Source organism: Rosenbergiella epipactidis (assembly GCF_018494055.1).
Taxonomy (GTDB): domain Bacteria; phylum Pseudomonadota; class Gammaproteobacteria; order Enterobacterales; family Enterobacteriaceae; genus Rosenbergiella; species Rosenbergiella epipactidis.
On sequence record NZ_JABBFQ010000004.1, the window covers coordinates 235,084 to 252,726 of the forward strand.

Here is a 17,643-nt window from a genome sequence, read left to right on the forward strand (position 1 = left end):
CTCCTGGTAAATTAAGTCGGGCTGCCAGCAGGCAAGCCTTCCGTTAACGTGGCAATATACTCTGCCGTGCGTGCTTTTTGCGGGGAATGGAAAAGCGTAGCCGAATCTGCCGTTTCGACAATCTCCCCTGCTTCAAGGAAAATAGTTTGGTTAGCGACCGAGGCAGCTAACCGCAGGTCGTGTGTCGCCATCAGCATCGTCGTCCCTTCATTGGCGAGCTGACGGAGTACCGCCACCACTTCCGCGGCTAATTCTGGATCCAGGGCTGAAGTTGGCTCATCACATAGCAAGACTTGTGGTGAGGGAGCCAGTGCCCGGGCAATGGCGACGCGTTGTTGCTGCCCACCGGATAAGGTTGCTGGCAGCACATCACGTTTGTGCGAGAGGCCGACTTTTTCAAGCAGCGCTTCCGCTCGGGCTATTGCTTCCGCTTTCGACATCCGATGTACGATAATCAACCCTTCCGTAATATTTTCAATCACCGTTTTATGGGGAAACAGGGCAAAGTTTTGAAACACCATCCCCGTCTGGCGACTAATTTTCTGAATATCCCGTGAGCGTGGTGGTTTACGCGTAAACACCAGTTTCTCCTCACCCAGTTGCATTTGACCGGACTGAGGGATCTCAAGCAGATTAGCACAGCGTAGTAATGTACTTTTACCACTGCCTGACGGGCCAATGAGCGCAGTCACCGAGCCTTTCGGTAGTGTCAAGCTAATATCCTTCAGGACATGGTTATCCTGAAAATATTTATTAATTCCCTGTAATGAAATCATCGCGCTAATCTCCTGTCACGGTTTCACGTGAGAAATGCTTTTCGAGCTTATTTTGTGCTGCAGAAAGAATCGTGCTGAAAAATAGATAGATAAGCGCCGCTTCAATATACAAAATCAATGGCTGATACGTTACTGCCGCAATACGCTGTGCGGCCAAAAACATCTCTGGTACAGTGATCACCGAGGCTAAGGAAGTATCTTTGACCAACGAAATAAAGGTATTCGATAGAGGGGGCACCGCTATCCGCGCCGCTTGAGGCAAGATAATGCGTACCAATGCTTGACGCCAACTCATGCCAATCGAGTGCGCCGCTTCCCACTGGCTGACTGGCACCGATTTAATGGTCGCACGAATAATCTCAGAGGAATAAGCGCCAATATTTAGCGTGAAGCCGATCACCGCTGCCGGAAAAGCAGAGATGGTAATCCCGACGCTCGGCAAGGCATAAAAGATTAAGAATAGCTGTACTAACAACGGCGTGCCGCGGAACAACCAGACGTAAAAACGGACAAAATATTGTAGAGGCTTAGGCCCGTACAAGCGGGCAAGCGCCACCAGGAAACCGAGTGATAGACCCAGCACAAAGGCTATCAGCGTTAAGGGTATCGTAAAGGTCAATCCGGCATGTAGCATCGGCCAGAATGATTCCGCGGCGAGATTCAGCCAATCTGGCACAGTCCACCTTCCATAGAAATGAGTTGAAAAATTAACGCTATCGTTATCGATAGCCACTCTCTCTATTTTAGGCAGTAAATGAAAGGAGGGAAATATCATTTCGGTATTGATTTAGAACAAGCCTTAACCCTCTATGCTTTTTGGACCGAAAGTGATGAAGAAATCGCCATATTGGGGAGGGGATCGGCATTACGATAAATCGAGTATGAAGTTATCTCGCCGAGTCTTGTCCAAGATGGCCCCACCGCTCAAACGATGCAAACTGACGGGACCGATTGGACCATTGTCACGACCATCATTCACATTAAGGCCGAGTCTTTTGTCCAATTGCTCGAAAAAATTATTTAGCTTTCATTACAAGACGAGACACTCCCTATCTCGCCTTGTCCCATTTATCGAGAGCGACGCTTAAAGAAGATAATACACCCTAGTAACACGATCACTATTCCGGCAATCCCGATATACACTAGGCGTGACGCATAGTGAATCACCCCATTACAGTTATCCACACCACTGATAGCTTGTTGTACTTGCCGAGCAGAGATCTGTGTTGAGGTATTGCCACCAAACTGCTGCGTAACGTATTCAGCAACTTGGGCTAACTGCGCGGTCGTAAATTGCGTTCTAAACTCAGGCATAAACGCATGCCCCGAAGACGTATTTCGGTCGATCCCTTCTGCGATTGTCATAATAAGGTTGTTCGGCTGGCGGTTGTTTACCGCCGACGCCCCGACTAATGCTGGGTAAAAGTGCTGCGGATCTTGAGTGCCTTTCCCATCACTGCCATGACAGGTTGCACATGCGCCATTATAGAGTTGTGCGCCACTCATCGACTGGGTTTCGGTCAGGCCATGGGGATCCATTTTCACGCCAGTTTCGGTGGAGAGCTGATCTGCACTCTTCCCGTGCTGCACCGTCTGATTTCTGGCCTCTCCTTGTATCGCCGATACGGATTTTATATAGCGAGCAATTGCCACTAAGTCATCATCATTCAGTTTAGAAAATGAGTTTTGTACCGCCGTGCCCATTTCTCCCCCGGCAATTGCCAGCCCGTGAACGGCACCGGTTTGTAAATAAGTCACTAATTGCTGCTCACTCCACTGACCAATACCCGCTTGCCGATCAGGGGTAATATTGGGCGCAATCCATCCAGCCAATTGACTACCTGAAAGAAATACATCCGCTTTTTCAGCCATTAGCGTGTTACGTGGAGTATGACACGTTGAGCAGTGGGTGAGTGTTTTGACTAGGTATCCACCACGCTCAATACTGCCAGCACTGGCGTCACTGCCCGACACCGGCGCCGAATTGAGATATAGCGCATTCCAGACACGCATCACTGGGCGAAAAGAGAATGGAAAGGGTAATTCAGTCTGTGCCACCTGATGATCGACCGGTTTTACGGCCAACATTAAATAAGAATAAAGTGCTTGAAGATCACCATCCGACATTCCGGCAAATGCTGTATAAGGCATAGCGGGATAGAGATAACGCCCTGTTGGAGCGATACCTTGGCGCATCACTGCTTTGAAGTCTGCCAACGAATAACGGCCGATCCCATACTGTAGAGAGGGAGTGATGTTAGAGGCATAAATCACTCCTATTGGCGATTGAATACCATATCCCCCCGCCAGAGGGTGTTCACTTTGCGTATCTCGGTGGCATGCCGCGCAGTCACCTGCTGTGGCCAAATACGCGCCGCGTGAGACTAATTCTGGCAATGCCTCTGTGGCAGTGGTCGAGGCATAAGTTAGCGAGGTTATACTGAAGGTTAATGCCAATCCAGTTAACAATGATTTCAACATCAAATCTCCTTCAGCAGGGTATCAGCCAAGCGTAGTGCTAAAGCGATACCCGTCAGCGTTGGATTCACAGTGGCTGAAGATGGCATGACCCCGGTAGTCGCAAGAAATAGATTAGAGTGATCCCAGCAGCGTAAGTCCTTATCCACGACTGAATCTTCAGCATTGGCCCCCATAAGAGTGGTGCCCATAATATGGTATTGGTTACGCCAGCCGGTGGGAGCCTCAATCACCTCACCATTAAAGGCCTGCAAGAAATTCGCGAAATCAAAATTAGCTTGGTCACGCATACCTCGCACATAGCTGTCGAGGTGATAGTTCACTGTCAACATAGGTAAACCGATAGCATCTTTTCGCGAATAATTAGGAACGACTCTATTAGCGGGATTCGGTAAGGTTTCACTCATAGTGCTGATATTCATAATCCGCGAGGCTCGGTCGCGAATCGCTTCATCGAGCCGTCGTCCCATCATGCCCTGTTTTAATAGTGGGACTGTAATATCCACATTGGGCACTAAATTACGCAGTGAATAACGGATTGCAGAGTACTTCGCTCGGCTGGGTTCATCACGCCGATTAACAATTGACCCGTGTTGGACCGAACCTCTCCCGGTCCACAATGGCTCATCAGCAAGGAACGTCAAGCTTAGCCCAGTGTGGTCCATTAAATTACGCCCGACCTGATCAGAGCTATTAGCTAAGTCATTCATCAACAATAATTTCGGCGTTTCGAGTCCGTGTGCGGCAATGATAAATACCTTCGCCGTCAAACGTGTATCACGACCATCAGGCTTACGGTAATGCAGCGCAGTAATTTTACCATTGCCTGCTTTTTCGAGTTTAAACGCCACGCTCTCCGTACGCAGATCGACACCTAGGGCGACAGCTTTATCAACATGCATATCGCCAGAATACATTGCACCAATCGGACAGATTGGCTCACAATTGTTATTACCTGCACAGGGAGGACGACCGTCGTAAGGTCGTGATACACGGCCGTGTGGCTCATGTACAACTTGATACCCTAATGGCCCCAGTTTTGCCTGCATTCGCTGCACCATATAAGGCTTCGCTTCAGGCGGTAAAGGATATTCTGCAGAGCGCGGGGGGTAATACCCTCTACCTTGACCACTTTGGTCTTCGGCTCCTGTTCCCACCACCCCCACTTCTTGTTCAGCACGAAGGTACCAAGGCTCAAGCTGCTCATAACTGATCGGCCAATCGCGGCCTACGCCATAGACACTTTGCATTTTGAAGTCATTAGGGAGGAGCCGCCAGCAGGCTGAAGCCCAATGACGAGTACTGCCCCCCGCGACGCGTAAGTAGCTTGTAACGTAGTCAAAGTCATCATCACCCGTGGCATTGATATAGCCATCTGTGTAAGAGTTAGGTGCCCATGGTAGGTTCGGGTAAGGTGCGCACCAGTTACGCTTACTAGCAATATTGCGATAATTTTCAACGACCTTCCAACGAGGCACATAAGGCCCCGCCTCGAGCATAATGACTGATTTCCCTGCTTTGGCAAGCTGGTAAGCGGCATTTGCGCCCAATGCGCCGGAACCGACAATCACCACATCCGCATCAAATTGGCTCATAGTTATCTCTTATTTTTATTGTGCTGCGAGCAATGCTTCAGCTTCGGTTAGGGTTTTCGCTTTCCCCTGAACCATCAGCAACCAAGGCGCTCTTGGCGCTGGGATGCTGGAAGCCGGTTTAGGTGCCATTTCCCCCCACTCTCGGATATTGTCGGGCATATCTGGCGCGATCACGCCATCAGGAACCTCAGCCCAATAATCACTTCCCGCTCGCGCATAGCTCGGTCTGATAGTGATATCGTGGGTCGGTTCATACATTAACGCCGATAAAAACGTGACAAATTCCGCATCGTCGGTTGCCTGAGTCGTCGAGGGATGCCCCGTAAAACCGAGGTACCAAGGAGAGATAATGGCCAAAGCCGTTTTAACATCCTGATCGTCTAACTTGCCTACCAAATTTTGACGGTCGCTATCACTTAAGGTATTTAAGTGCGTAAAGAGGCGGGCTAATTGTTGAGGAAATTGCGCATCATGCTTGATTAAAAGCGTCGAAAGCCGGTCCGCTACCGCAATGGGTAGGCCTCTACGACCAGTCAATAGCTCACTGGTCTTTAAGAGTTGCTCGACATAAGAGGAACTCACTGTATTTGCATTGACAGATTGCAAAGGAAAGAGCGCGATGGCTGAAGTGCCCACCATCAATTGTAGAAAATACCGTCTATTCATAGCGCGACTCAGCTAGCCTGCGTCCAAGGCTGCAGCAGCAGCCTTGGACGCTTCACTGTCCACATTTCCGTCAGGCGTACTCACGCCTACAGCCCCGACGATTACCCCGTCTAACGATAATGGCTCACCACCTAGCAGGGGGACCACAGCGGGATTCCCGAGCAACCCGACATTTCCCGCGGCTATTTTTTGCTGAAAAGTCGCGGTCGATACACCAAATGCGGCAGCACTGTGCGCTTTCTTTGGGGCGAGTTCGCTGTTCGCTAGCGTTGCGCCATCCAAGCGTTCGATAATGACCGGTAAGCCAGCATTATCGACGATAGCAATCACACCACCGAGATGGTGTCCCTTAATAATATTTTCCGCTTTATTCGCCACTTGACGGGATTGCGCATAGGTTAGTACGGGTTGGCGAGTCACTGTCGTCGCAGCAAAAACAGAGCTGGACACTATCCCCAAGGAAACGATAACTAATGGTAAATATTTCACGATAAATATTGCCTCATACAGACAGAAGTTGCGTTGACACCAAGCCCTACCGAGGCTTGCTCGATACTTTCTCGGAACAATTAATGAAAACTGTCGGCAGCCGCTTTCGCTATCGCAATTTCATTCGGGTTCGCGGAACCACTCACACCGACCGCACCGATTACAGTATTTTGGTATTTCACTGGGGAACCGCCACCCAAGGGTACAAGCCCTGGTAACGTTGCAATTGCCGGTTCTTTACCATTGGCGCGCTCCATATATTTATCTGTTGGGGTACGATAGAGCGCCGCAGCACGGCCTTTGAGGATCGAAGCGTCGATACAGCCTATTGGTGCGTTATCCATCCGCTTAAACGCTAACAATTGTCCGCCTTGATCGACCACCGCCACACACACCTTCGCATTCAGTGCATTAGCTTTCGCAACGGCCGCATTCACTAATTGGTCGGTATCGCTTACCGCTAAAAGGGTCTGCGTTAATGTGGCATGCGTACTAAGTGAAACCAATGCTCCGGTCACTGCAAAGAGCGCAGATAAATAGATTTTTTTCATAAGAAACCTCACTCATTAATATTTCAAATTCGAGTTTTTTTCTGATGGGAAGAAAAAAACCAATAATCGAGGCTGAAACGTCCAGCGCCCTGTATGACTAAGAGAATAAATCCTGCAGCGCATGAAGCATTTTTCAGCCACACCATAAGATGTTGGTAACTCCACCCCTGATAAAAAAGGATTGCCGCCAAGATAGAAAAAATGGCCATAAAAAATGCGGTAAAACGCGTTAAGAAACCTAATGCAATCGCGAGGCTTCCTCCGACTTCGAGTAAAATAACGAGAGGGAGAAAAAAGGTTGGCACTTGATTGTGCGTCATTAAGGCTAGATTTTCTGAATAGTGAAAAAGCTTATCGATACCCGAAGTAAAAAAAAGTCCTACCGCTAAAATCCTTGCGATAACATAAAACAATGCTGTTGAGCTCTGCATAGAGGCCTCATTTACTTATTATTGTTGTTAATAAATCATCAAGAGAGGTTTTCATGAATGCTGAATTAATAATGGATAGCACTCCTAATTATTTATAATAATAAAATCCCACTCTACGCAACTGATAACTTTACATCGGGCGTTTTAACACACAACACTGGCAATAAAATCCGCTTAATACTTGTTTGATATCACATTTTCTTCAGCAATATTTTACTTACTCATCTGACTACTTTAAAAATAAAACCCACTAAAAATTAATAACATCAGTCAATTACAAGCAAATCATCATATTAATTATGACGAGCCATTCTTAATAAAAACCTCATTCCATTCCTAAATGGAATAGATTGATAAAAAGGAGTCACTATATTGAAAGTTGTAGGCTGCCATAATCGCCTTGGACAGATAATAAGAATATTGACTTCAATAATTAAAATTCCCCTTACTCCGAAAATGTATTTTCTACACGGGAATGAATGTTGAAAACCTTTAAAAACAAAGAAGGATGAAGCAATGCTGATTGTACTGAGTGTTCTAATGTTGCTCTGTTTTGTCGTATGTTTGATGACAAAACGCTTATCAGCGTTAACTGCGTTGATCATCATTCCGACAATTTTTGCTCTATTTGGAGGCTTCTATGCTCAAGCGGGTAAATTCGTTATTGAAGGACTCCGTACGGTTGCCCCTAATGGAATTATGATCATTTTTGCCATGCTTTATTTTATGGTTATGACTGATGCAGGGATGTTCGACCCTCTGGTAAACCGTATCGTAAAAGCGACAAAAGGCGACCCAGTACGGATCTTTATGGGGACGGTATTACTAGCCTTCATTGTGGCCTTAGATGGTGATGGTGCGACAATCTATATCATTGTACTTTCAGCATTTTTACCTATATATAAACGCTTAGGTCTCTCTTTACCTATGGTGTGCTGCTTACTGCTTCAAGTTTCTGGTTTAGGGAATATGGTGCCTTGGGGCGGGCCTACCGCTCGAGCGGCAACCGCGATGCACGCTGAAATTAGTGATTTCTTTGTTCCAATGCTTCCTGCTCTGGCTGCGTGTGTCATTTGGACATTTATCCTCGCATGGATATTTGGTCGCCGTGAACGCGAGCGTCTTGCTAATACCCCCGCCGCCGCACTTTCCGATATTTACCAACAGGGACAAGAAAGAAGTCGTGGGCGTATCACCTTCTATTTTAACTGGGTGCTTACGGTCGGTTTAATCATTGCGCTTTGTACCGAGGTATTACCCCTAAGCTATCTTTTTATGTTGGCAGCCTGTATTGCTTTGATCGTTAACTTTCCTAACATTACCACGCAGAAAGAGCAGATTGAGAAACATGCGCCACCGATTCTGGCAGTCTGCAGCTTAATCTTTGCTGCAGGTGTTTTTACTGGATTATTAACAGGAACTGGCATGGTCGATGCGGTCGGATCAGCGTTATTACAGGTTATTCCAGACTCATTAGGTCCTTTCATGGCCCCAGTTACGGCACTGATCAGTATCCCTATGACTTGGTTGGTCTCTAACGACGTATTCTACTTCGGCGTGTTACCCGTATTAGCCGATACGGCGCAACACCACGGTATTACTGGCTTAGAGATTGCACGAGCATCCTTAGTCGGACAACCTGTTCATATTTTAAGTCCCTTGGTGGCATCGACCTATCTCGTGGTGAGTATGTTGAAATTAGATTATGCAGAGAACCAGAAATATACATTGAAATGGTCACTGGTTAACTGCCTTATTCTATTTGTAGTCAGCCTATTGCTCGGTATTTTTCCTCTCTATAGTGCTTAACCTTCGCCCAGACGCCGCTTTCTCGATGAGGCGTCTGGTTTCACTCCTGATAGACCCAGATTTTACTCGCAAGAGAAACAAACTTTCTGGCAATGGGGGATAACTCACTCAATGAATGATATTGCCAACCAAAAGTCCTAGGCATTACAACGAGAGGCATTGGGATCTCGACTAATCCAACTTGAGCTTTTGTCGCCTCTAAATAGCGCCGAGAAAGGAAGGTTAGGAGATGAGATTGCGCCACGACGGTGCGTAATGTCGCGATAGAATTTACCTCTATTTGGATCTTTGGTGCTTGATAGCCGCCAGAGATCAAGCGCTGCTCAAGCCATTGGCGCGTTGCCACATTCGTCGACGGTAATAACCAATTGTAGCGCGCCAGTGTTTCCGGTGTCGGATGCACACCGACTAACGGATGCTGGCGACTTGCCGCAAGCACAACGGGATCGTCCAATAAAGGGCGGCATGAAAACTCATCATGCTCAGCGGGGAGAAACCCTAAAATCAGATCGAGGCGGTTTTCACGAAGTAGGTTCTGTAAATAGTCATTCATCCCGACCTTAACATCGATGCGTACCTGTGGGGCGATTTTAAATAATTCATTCATTAAACTCGGGAGCATAAATTCTGCGGCAGTCGCCGCCACACCTAGACGAATATAGCCAGCTTTGCCTTCGCACAGAGAATCCATTTCACGATGAGTGTCGTCAAGCGTACGTACTATTTTTTGAGCTCGATCACAAAGCAATAACCCTGCTTCCGTCAGTTTGATACCCCGGCCCACTTTCAATAGTAACGCTGTACCATAGATTTTTTCCAACCTCTGCACACACTTTGATAGAGCTGGCTGGGTAATTCCAAGGTTGACAGCTGCTCGCCCCAAATGGCCAGTTTCTTGTATTGCCAACAAATAGCGCAAATCTTTGAGGTCCATTGATTCCTCACAGGAATTAATAAATAAGCTTGAGAAGTTAATTCTATCTTCTATCAGTGCCAGTATGTAAAAAACAATAGAGGGATGGGATATGGCTTATAAATTTCTAATGACAGCATCAACTCTTGGTGCTGCAGGTCAACAACTGTTAATCGATGCTGGCTGTCATGTCGACTACCTCACTGAGAGTCAAGATGCCAATGAAGTTGAACAGAAAATGGCCGCAACGGCTTACGATGCGGTGATTTCCCGCACCGTTACGCTTTCAGAACACGCTATCTCGGCCTGTCCTAGTTTAAAAGTAATTTGTAAGCATGGTGTCGGCGTCACTAATATTGATGTCAACGCAGCCACCCAACGCGGTATTCCCGTACTGACTACTCCCGCTACTAATGCACAGTCGGTCGCTGAGTTGACGATTGGCCTTATGCTTGCTGCCTCACGACATCTTCACTTTTTCCAACACGAAATTCTACAAAACCGCTGGACGCGAAGCAGTGTTGGAGCGGAACTGTATGGAAAACGTCTCGGTTTGGTGGGCTTCGGCGAAATTGGCCAACGCGTCGCACATATCGCCCAAGCTATCGGCATGACCGTGAGTTTTTTTGATCCGGGACTCCCTGACGATGCTCAGCACCCAAATATTACTCGCCTGCATCAGTTTGAGGACCTACTCCCCGTTAGCGACGTACTTAGCCTGCATTGTCCGGTCAATCATGCCACCCGGAAAATGCTTAATCAGGCAACATTAGCTCGTTTACCTCAACAAGCTGTCGTCATTAATACTTCAAGAGGGGAATTAATCGATGAGAGTGCCTTGATTGCAGCACTTCACAGCGGTGCTGTGGCTGCCGCAGGATTAGATACTTTTGCAGTTGAACCGCTACCCGCTGATCACCCTTTTAGAACCTTTAAGAATCTTATTCTTACTCCACATATCGGAGGTTCGACTCAAGCTGCGTTAGATGCCGTTGCTTGTTCAGCGGCTCAGCAATGCCTGACATATCTCGATCAGCAGACATTTGCCCCTCGCGCTTGTATAAACCCCGATTTCCAAAAAAATAAGGAATTTACTTTATGAGTGATCGTCAAGACTGGCCAGCTGGCTATTATATTGGTTCTCGTCAATCAGTACCTGATGCGTCGATAATTGATGCCTACCGTCAACTTCCTGTACCGAATATTGGCGATTGTATGGGACGTACGGTCGCTGCACGGGGTCTAGTTCCTTACCACAATGATCCTCAACATGTCCTCTGTGGTCCCGCCCTCACGGTAAAGGTTCGCCCCGGTGATAACCTAATGATCCACAAAGCCATAGAAATGGCACAGCCCGGTGATGTGATTGTGGTTGACGGTGCAGGCGATCTGACTCAAGCGTTGATCGGCGGCCTAATGAGAACCTCAGCGTTAACCAAAAAAATTGCAGGCTTTATCATTGATGGCGCTATTAGGGATGTCAATGAGTGGGCAGAAGGCGGTGTGGCGGTCTACGCGCGGGGGAATATTTTACGGGGGCCAAGCAAAGATGGGCCAGGTGAAGTCAATGTGACGATTTCTTGTGCAGGACTTCTTGTTTCCCCGGGGGATCTCATTATTGCCGATGCCGATGGCGTGATTGCAATTCCCTATGAGGAACTTTCTGGACTTTTGCCTCAAGTCCAAGCCCATGCTCAGCGTGAAGAAAAAATTCGTCAAACCAATCTTTCGGGAACAGCTGATCCAGAGCGTTTTAATAGCTTATTACGCGCTAAAGGCTGTCCGGTATAGATACCACGCCATAAGAATGAAAAAGATAGACTAACGTTAAGGTGTCCTTGTTCAACCCTCTGTTCAGTAAGGCTTTTACATTATGATAAGAAAACTCAGTATTTTTACAGCACTCCTTCTCACTTCACATGTTTATGCAACGGATACGCTACCGGTAAAATTACCGACGCAGCAAGATATGCGCCTACAGCAAGTTGCCACCTCAAACCATATCTGGAATGGCGTGACCGTCGCCGCCAATGGCCGAATATTTGCCTCTTTTACTCAAACTGAAGGCAAAGGCTTACAACTTGGTGAAGTCGGGGCTGAAGGGAAAATTACCCCCTACCCCGATCAAGACTGGAATACTCGGCAACAGAATGACCCTGAGCACCACTTCCTTCATGTCAATGCCGTCCGCATTGGGCCAGATGGTAATCTTTGGGTGATGGATGCAGGAAATACTGGCATTGGCACCGGTGCTAAATCCGTTGTCGGCGCAGGTAAGTTAGTTAAAATTGATATCGCAACCAATAAAGTTATCGCGACCTACGTGATCAAACCGCCAGTCCAAAAACCTGAAAGTTATCTAGACGATGTCCGTTTTAATGGTGATTACGCCTATATCACCGATCCTGGAGCTGTCGGACTGGTCGTGCTAAATCTGAAGACTCAACAGGCCCATCGTGTCTTAGATAACCACCCACTATCAATCGATCACCAGCCGATTTATGCTGATGGGAAGAAACTCTACCTTCCTAGCGGTAAAGAAAAACGAGTTGGATTGGATCAACTTGAGGTCTCACCTGATGGTAAATGGCTGTATTATCAAGCAATACCGGGTCCCCTTGCTCGGATCGAAACGCGTTATTTAAATGACGAAAAGCTTTCTACAGCAGAAGTAAACCGCCATGCAGAGAAATTTCTCGATACCTGGAGCACTGGAGGTACTGCTATTGATAGCCGTGGCAACATTTATGCCTCGAATATTAATACTCGATCAATTAATAAGATCAGTCCTGAAGGGAAAGTGACCACAGTGATTAGCGACCCTCGCTTAATCTGGGTGGATGCCATGTGGGTAAGTCATGGCGCATTATGGATGCCTGCAGCCCAAATCAACCGTTCACCCGCTACAACAGGCGGTAAACCCTCGACTGTCGATTATCCAGTAAGGATGTATAAACTTTCACTCCCTATTGAGCCTTCCGCTCGCGATCACCAGTAAGCGCCAAGCCCCTCTCCCCACCATGAGGGGCCTTAACTCAGTTGTTCAAAGCGACTGACTAGGCTATCAATAAAAATACGAGTTCTTGAAGGCATTAAGCGTGTCGCAGGGAATACTATCCATACCGGACGTTTTTTACTCTGCCACTCGGGCAACACTCGGACTAATTCCCCTGATTCAACATAATGCTGTACCGAATGGGCGGCAATCCGAGTGACTCCCGCACCGCGTAGTGCAAGATTAACCAGGATATTGGGTGAGTTTGCCACCGTTTTAGTCGGTAATTCACCCTGCCAATGGCGTTGACCGCTTAATAAGCTCAATGGTGAAGTATCACTGTGCAGACGTAGCAAAGAATGAGCGAGCAGATCGTCCGGCTGACGAATCTTTGCGGCGTGATATAAATAACTCGGTGCCGCGTAGAGTCCTAATTCGAAATGCCCTAATAATCGCGCGGCGAGCGAGGCATCATCAGCTAAGGCCCCAATCCTCAAGGCAAGATCAAAGCCTTCTGCGATTAAATCGACTCGCCGCTGCGAGACGTCAATATCCAAAGTAATCTGCGGATACTCTGCAATAAAGTCGGCCAAAAACGCGCTAATTAACGCTTGGGTAAAATCACCGGGTAAGGAAACCCGTAATTTGCCACTGGGCACGATACTTCGATGTTCGATTAATGCATCGATTGCAGTAATCTCCGCGGCGATCTGTTGAGTATGCCTGAGTATCGCTTGCCCGAAGGGGGTTATTGTCATTTTACGGGTGGTGCGAATAAATAAGCGCTCACCCAGCTGCTGCTCGACTGCGGCGATACGTCGAGAGAGCGTAGAGGCTGGGATATCAAGCCTGTCAGCCGCTTTAGTAAAACTGCCTTCCTCCGCAATCCGCGTAAAGAGCAGCAAATCGTTAGCATCGACGCGCACTTATTATCCCATATTTGAAATTATCTTACTCATTCTAGCCATTTATTCCATCCTCTGCGAGCGCTAAAGTCTGTCGCTAACAACGACCTCCAGCCAAATAATGAGGATTTTTATGCAATATTTCTCCTTTACTCGACAACAACCGAGTGTGCTACTCATCGCCCGAATCTTACTGATGTTACTCTTTGTCATTTTCGGCTATCAAAAACTGATTCACTTCGGCGGCACCGTCGACTATATGAAGGCATTAGGCACTCCCTTGCCGACAGTTGGCGCATTAATTGCGGTAGCCCTCGAATTCTTTGCGGGTTTGGCGATTATGCTGGGCTTTTTTACTCGACCAATCGCGATCATTATGGCGATCTACACCTTGGCTACCGCGATTATCGGTCACCCTTTCTGGTCGATAAGTGGCGCTGCACAGATGGCAGCAGAGATTAATTTCTACAAAAATATCAGTATTATTGGTGGGCTATTACTGCTCTCTGTGACGGGAGCAGGACCTTACTCTCTCGATAAAAAGTAGTTAATTAACACGCCCTTCTTCTGGCGGAGGGCGTGTCGACTTACTCTCCCTGCGTTTGATAAAAGGCGCAGAGCTTATTCCCTGTTGGATCACGCAAGTAGGCCACGCATTTACCGTCTTCACGGATATGGGGCGCCGATTCAGCACTACTCCCGCCATGGCTGATCCCCGCCTGATGCCAAGCATAGACCGCTTCGCAACTTGCTAACTCAAAACCAATAGTCCCGCCATTCGCCGCTGTAGCAGGCTGGCCATTAATCGGAAGAGTAATAATGAAACGCTGTTTTCCCTGCCGATAAAAAGGACGCTCGAATTTGTCTATCCCCTGCTCGTCGAGTGGCATGTGGGAAAAAATCGCGTCATAAAACCGCTGAGCAACGGCAATCTCTTTAGCACCGACCACAACATGACTATACATAACGACCTCTTAATAATAAGTGAGCCGACTTGGCGACCCGATAAGACAATAATTGATATTACATCGCACTGCTCGCTACGGGGCAGTTTATTGACTATGCTATTTTCTGACGGCTGACTTCTGGGTAACCCTTTGCAATATAACGCTAGGGAATCAATTGGCCCAATCATAATCTGTTAACAAGGATTAACTGAATGCCGTGGTTTATTAATCTATTAATCGTTGTCGTCATGGTGCTGGTGATGGAGGTCGTCGCCACCGCAATGCATAAATATGTTATGCATCGCTGGGGCTGGGGATGGCATCAATCTCATCATGAAACACGCCACGGGATCTTCGAAGTTAACGATCTCTATGCGCTAGTATTCGCTGGGATCGCCATCGCACTGATCTTTGCCGGTAGCCATGGGATCTGGCCGCTACAGTGGATCGGCGCGGGAATGACTTTATATGGCGTGATCTACTTTATTCTGCACGATGGCTTGGTCCATCAGCGCTGGCCTTTTCGTTATGTTCCCCATAAAGGTTATCTGCGCCGTCTTTATCTGGCTCATCATTTCCACCATGCGGTCAGAGGCAAAGAAGACTGTGTCTCCTTTGGCTTTATCTACGCCCCGCCGGTGGAAAAAATTCAGGCTCAGCTTAAAGACTATAAAAAGCGCCAACGTGCTATGGCCGCTGCCACAAAGCGGCGGAACGCGGAGTCGTCGCCTGTAAACGACTAACCACCACATCCCCGGCGGCAGCAATTAGCATCAGTAATTTTTCCCACTTAGCTGTCGACAGTCGCTGCTGCCATGCGCCTGCTCCCGCCTTTTTGACTCTCCGCCCAATTTCGCGGTAAACGCGCCGTGCTGTCGCCACTGCCCAAGCTGAACGTAACGGTAAGGCTGACAAGCCTTGGTAGGCAGAGTGGTAATAGGGATCAGCATAGTCCACTAGCCGTGCCGCGACACGGCTCAAGGCTTGACGGTGCTCAGGTGCCGCGAAATTGTCGAGGCTTAATCCTTCCTCCCTTAACCACTGCTCGGGAAGGTAGCAGCGCCCCGCTTCGGCGTCTTCCACGATATCTCGGGCGATATTGGTGAGCTGGAAGGCTAAGCCCAGATCGCAGGCGCTATCGAGTGTGGTCGATGATTTTGCCCCCATAATCTGCGCCATCATCAACCCGACCACCCCCGCGACATGGTAACAATAGGTTAAAGTCTGGTTGAGGGTAACGTAGTGTGTTTGTTCAACATCCATCGCATAACCTTGCAGATGGTCGAATGCAAATTGTTGGCTTAAACCATGTTCATTGATGACCTGCTGTAACGCGGCAAACGCGGGAATCGATTGGGATTCCCCTGCGAAAGCACTGGCGGTTTGGCTACGTAGATCGGCTAAGCGTTCTGCAACCGTGTCGGCAGCGGGCTGCTCAGTACGAAAGCCAAGGACTTGGTCGTCGATAGTATCGTCGCAATAACGACACCAGGCATAGAGCATTAATACGCTGCGTCGTGTCGCCAGATCGAAAAGCGTAGAAGCCGCAGCAAAACTTTTCGATCCAACCTCCATTGTCTGTTTAACATGTTCATCTAAATCGCGATTATCCATGATTATCCTCAATCATTAAGCCAGCCGTCGCCTTTGCTGAACCGAGTACGCCGGGCACCCCTGCACCGGGATGCGTGCCCGCGCCAACGAGATAAAGATTCTCAAGTGTTTTATCGCGATTATGCGGACGGAACCACGCACTTTGCGTCAAGATCGGTTCGATCGAGAAAGCCGATCCTTGAAATGCCTGTAACTGATCCCGAAAATCGAAGGGTGTAAACATTCTATGCACCACTAATTGGCTACGCAGACCAGGCATATAATGCGCTTCGAGGTAAGCAAAGATCTTATCCCGTAACTTAGGTCCCTCTACCTCCCAATCCAACGCCGCGGTGCCGAGATGAGGCACGGGGGCTAAAACGTAATAACTGCCGCAGCCTTCTGGGGCAAGGGACGGATCGGTCACACAGGGGGCATGTAAGTAAAGGGAGAAGTCCTCTGCCAACCCATCGTGGTGAAAGATTTCATCGATCAATTCTCGGTAGCGAGGACCAAAACAGACGGTATGGTGGGCCAGCTGATCATGATGATGGTTAAGCCCAAAATAGAGCACAAATAACGAGTTACTCATGCGTTTTTTGACGAGTTGCTCAGCATATTCCGCCGAAGGCTGATGTTCTCGTAATAGATGGCGGTAGGTATTCACCACATCGGCATTGGAGGCTATCGCGGCGACGCTAAATTCACGACCATCTTCAAGCATTACCTGAGTAATACGCTGCTGGGCACAGGCGATTTGATCCACTTTCGCATTAAGCAGCAACTCTCCTCCCAAATCCTGAAATAATTTCACCAACCCTTGTACTAAGGCGCCCGTTCCACCTCGCGGAAACCAGACGCCCCACTCACGCTCTAAGGCGTGAATTAAGGTATAGATTGATGATGTGGCAAAGGGGTTACCCCCGACCAAGAGTGAGTGGAAGGAAAAGGCCTGCCGCAGATGTTCGTCTTGAATATAGCTCGCGACTTTGCTGTATACGCTTCGCCAAGCTTGTAGCCGCCCCAATTGTGGGGCTGCGCGCAGCATATCTTTAAAAGAGAGAAAGGGGACTGTCCCTAATTTTAAATAGCCCTCTTTAAAAACCGCTTGCGAGTAGGCGAGAAAACGCTGATAGCCTTGTACATCTGCGGGGTTAAACGCCAAAATCTGCCGGTCAAGTTCAGTTTGATCGTTGTCATAATCGAACACTTTACCGTTCTCCCAGCAAAGACGATAAAAAGGCTTCACTGGCAGCAGTTCGACATAGTCTTCAATACGTTTCCCAGCCAATTCAAACAGTTCAAAAAGTGCTGTGGGGTCGGTGATAACCGTCGGCCCCGCATCAAAGGTAAATCCCTGTTCTTGGTAGACGTAAGCACGGCCGCCCGGTTTATCGCGCTGTTCCAATAATAGCGTAGGGATGCCTGCAGCCTGTAAACGAATGGCTAACGCTAATCCACCAAATCCGGCACCGATAACGACTGTTTTTTTCAT

The 17,643-nt window shown here is 48.1% G+C and carries 19 protein-coding genes; 6 read left to right on the top strand and 13 right to left on the bottom strand.

What is annotated here, in order from left to right:
- Positions 1–11: 11 nt before the first annotated feature.
- The 8 genes from HGT71_RS09165 to HGT71_RS09200 all read right to left on the bottom strand — a co-directional run bounded on the left by HGT71_RS09165 (position 12) and on the right by HGT71_RS09200 (position 6,986).
- Positions 12–776, bottom strand: a complete 765-nt coding sequence (locus tag HGT71_RS09165; RefSeq protein ID WP_214217500.1) for an amino acid ABC transporter ATP-binding protein — start codon at positions 774–776, stop codon at positions 12–14.
- A 4-nt stretch (positions 777–780) separates the two neighbouring features.
- On the bottom strand, positions 781–1,452 hold the full coding sequence (locus HGT71_RS09170) for an amino acid ABC transporter permease (protein ID WP_048913959.1): 672 nt from the start codon (positions 1,450–1,452) through the stop codon (positions 781–783).
- Positions 1,453–1,844: 392 nt separating this feature from the next.
- Complete coding sequence (locus HGT71_RS09175; RefSeq protein ID WP_214217501.1) at positions 1,845–3,257, bottom strand: cytochrome c; 1,413 nt, start codon at positions 3,255–3,257, stop codon at positions 1,845–1,847.
- Positions 3,257–4,849 (bottom strand): GMC family oxidoreductase, encoded by a 1,593-nt coding sequence (locus tag HGT71_RS09180; RefSeq protein WP_214217502.1) that lies wholly within the window; start codon positions 4,847–4,849, stop codon positions 3,257–3,259. The genes HGT71_RS09175 and HGT71_RS09180 overlap by 1 nt, the downstream gene beginning before the upstream one ends.
- A 15-nt stretch (positions 4,850–4,864) precedes the next feature.
- The gene (locus HGT71_RS09185) at positions 4,865–5,515 is read right to left on the bottom strand and encodes a sugar dehydrogenase complex small subunit (RefSeq protein WP_214217503.1); all 651 of its coding nucleotides are present in this window, start codon (positions 5,513–5,515) and stop codon (positions 4,865–4,867) included.
- A 12-nt stretch (positions 5,516–5,527) separates the two neighbouring features.
- Positions 5,528–6,004, bottom strand: coding sequence for a GlcG/HbpS family heme-binding protein (locus HGT71_RS09190; RefSeq protein ID WP_214217504.1), 477 nt, complete (start codon positions 6,002–6,004; stop codon positions 5,528–5,530).
- Positions 6,005–6,084: 80 nt separating this feature from the next.
- Entirely contained in the window at positions 6,085–6,555 is a 471-nt protein-coding gene (locus HGT71_RS09195; protein WP_214217505.1) for a GlcG/HbpS family heme-binding protein, read from the bottom strand.
- Positions 6,556–6,578: 23 nt separating this feature from the next.
- Positions 6,579–6,986, bottom strand: a complete 408-nt coding sequence (locus HGT71_RS09200; protein ID WP_214217506.1) for a DoxX family protein — start codon at positions 6,984–6,986, stop codon at positions 6,579–6,581.
- Between the two features lie 516 nt (positions 6,987–7,502).
- On the opposite strand from HGT71_RS09200, the gene HGT71_RS09205 reads away from it, so the two are divergent.
- Positions 7,503–8,795 carry a CitMHS family transporter gene (locus HGT71_RS09205; RefSeq protein WP_214217507.1) on the top strand — a complete coding sequence of 431 codons (1,293 nt, stop codon included), beginning with the start codon at positions 7,503–7,505 and terminating at the stop codon, positions 8,793–8,795.
- A gap of 40 nt (positions 8,796–8,835) precedes the next feature.
- On the opposite strand, the gene HGT71_RS09210 is transcribed toward HGT71_RS09205, so the two are convergent.
- Entirely contained in the window at positions 8,836–9,729 is an 894-nt protein-coding gene (locus HGT71_RS09210; RefSeq protein ID WP_214217508.1) for a LysR family transcriptional regulator, read from the bottom strand.
- A gap of 91 nt (positions 9,730–9,820) precedes the next feature.
- Here HGT71_RS09210 and HGT71_RS09215 point away from each other — a divergent pair, with 91 nt between their 5' ends.
- The 3 genes from HGT71_RS09215 to HGT71_RS09225 all read left to right on the top strand — a co-directional run bounded on the left by HGT71_RS09215 (position 9,821) and on the right by HGT71_RS09225 (position 12,706).
- The gene (locus HGT71_RS09215) at positions 9,821–10,810 is read left to right on the top strand and encodes a hydroxyacid dehydrogenase (protein WP_214217509.1); all 990 of its coding nucleotides are present in this window, start codon (positions 9,821–9,823) and stop codon (positions 10,808–10,810) included.
- Complete coding sequence (locus tag HGT71_RS09220; RefSeq protein WP_214217510.1) at positions 10,807–11,499, top strand: RraA family protein; 693 nt, start codon at positions 10,807–10,809, stop codon at positions 11,497–11,499. The genes HGT71_RS09215 and HGT71_RS09220 overlap by 4 nt, the downstream gene beginning before the upstream one ends.
- 82 nt (positions 11,500–11,581) lie before the next feature.
- Positions 11,582–12,706, top strand: coding sequence for an L-dopachrome tautomerase-related protein (locus HGT71_RS09225; protein WP_214217511.1), 1,125 nt, complete (start codon positions 11,582–11,584; stop codon positions 12,704–12,706).
- A 32-nt stretch (positions 12,707–12,738) separates the two neighbouring features.
- On the opposite strand, the gene HGT71_RS09230 is transcribed toward HGT71_RS09225, so the two are convergent.
- Positions 12,739–13,629, bottom strand: coding sequence for a LysR family transcriptional regulator (locus HGT71_RS09230; protein WP_214217512.1), 891 nt, complete (start codon positions 13,627–13,629; stop codon positions 12,739–12,741).
- Positions 13,630–13,741: 112 nt separating this feature from the next.
- On the opposite strand from HGT71_RS09230, the gene HGT71_RS09235 reads away from it, so the two are divergent.
- Complete coding sequence (locus tag HGT71_RS09235; RefSeq protein WP_214217513.1) at positions 13,742–14,155, top strand: DoxX family protein; 414 nt, start codon at positions 13,742–13,744, stop codon at positions 14,153–14,155.
- Positions 14,156–14,195: 40 nt separating this feature from the next.
- On the opposite strand, the gene HGT71_RS09240 is transcribed toward HGT71_RS09235, so the two are convergent.
- Positions 14,196–14,573 carry a VOC family protein gene (locus HGT71_RS09240; protein WP_214217514.1) on the bottom strand — a complete coding sequence of 126 codons (378 nt, stop codon included), beginning with the start codon at positions 14,571–14,573 and terminating at the stop codon, positions 14,196–14,198.
- A gap of 194 nt (positions 14,574–14,767) precedes the next feature.
- On the opposite strand from HGT71_RS09240, the gene HGT71_RS09245 reads away from it, so the two are divergent.
- Entirely contained in the window at positions 14,768–15,298 is a 531-nt protein-coding gene (locus HGT71_RS09245; RefSeq protein ID WP_092672957.1) for a sterol desaturase family protein, read from the top strand.
- Here the strand turns inward: HGT71_RS09245 and HGT71_RS09250 are convergent.
- Together HGT71_RS09250 and HGT71_RS09255 are read right to left on the bottom strand one after the other, a co-directional pair.
- On the bottom strand, positions 15,243–16,169 hold the full coding sequence (locus tag HGT71_RS09250) for a phytoene/squalene synthase family protein (RefSeq protein ID WP_214217515.1): 927 nt from the start codon (positions 16,167–16,169) through the stop codon (positions 15,243–15,245). The two genes, HGT71_RS09245 and HGT71_RS09250, sit on opposite strands and share 56 nt — an antisense overlap.
- Positions 16,162–17,643 carry a phytoene desaturase gene (locus tag HGT71_RS09255; RefSeq protein WP_214217516.1) on the bottom strand — a complete coding sequence of 494 codons (1,482 nt, stop codon included), beginning with the start codon at positions 17,641–17,643 and terminating at the stop codon, positions 16,162–16,164. The genes HGT71_RS09250 and HGT71_RS09255 overlap by 8 nt, the downstream gene beginning before the upstream one ends.